The 789-nt window shown below is 40.6% G+C and carries 1 pseudogene; it reads right to left on the reverse strand.

Annotated elements, in window-relative coordinates:
• Positions 1-789, reverse strand: a pseudogene (locus tag RT99_RS25390) (hypothetical protein); the annotation flags it as partial.

Consider the following 789-nt stretch of genomic DNA (forward strand, 5'->3'; position numbering starts at 1 on the left):
ATCACCTCGTCTGATTTTTGGTGCAATACGTTTGTATTTTATGTTTCCTGAGTTCACGGCATTGTCATTTACCTGAACCAGGCTTGAATGGTTCTCGAATGTCAGGGATGCGGTTGGTGAAACCGTAAGTGCGTTTACAACCCTTAAGGTATAGTTTGAAGGTACTGTGATGGCTATTGCGGGATTTATGGTAAGGGAGCAGGCAGTCAAATCAGAAGATATTGTAAAGGCTCCTGCAATAATGGCTGCTTTGCTTGCATCAGGGGTACCGTTTGACCACGCTGTGCCGCTCCAGGTGGTAGAGGATTGGTTGGTGATTGTAACATCTGAAGAAACAGATGAAGTACAAGTACCATTACTTACTGTAAATCTGTATGTTCCGGCTGCAAGACCTGTAACTGTATAGCTAGTTCCTGTGTTATTGATTGTATTTGAAACGAAACCAGTTTGATTTATTGTCCAGTTACCTGCAGGTAAATTATTTAATGTTACACTTCCCGAAGTAGTACAGTTAACCTCTGTTTGTGCTGCTATACTTGGTGTTGTTGGTAACGCATTTACTGTAATTGCAGATGAAGATGTCGCCGAAGTTGCAGTACATCCATTAGGAACAGTTGTATAATTAATAGTTACTGTTTTACTTCCAGTTGTTAGATATCTTAAAGTAACCGTATTATCAGCACTAGTTCCACCAGAAACAATTGTATAATTAGTTCCTGCGGTTCCCGGGAATCCCCAAACATAATTGGACATTGCACCTTGTGTAGTATAAGTAACAGAAGTGCCAAT

This window comes from Flavobacterium sp. MEB061 (assembly GCF_000834715.1).
In the GTDB taxonomy this organism is placed as follows: Bacteria; Bacteroidota; Bacteroidia; order Flavobacteriales; family Flavobacteriaceae; genus Flavobacterium; species Flavobacterium pectinovorum.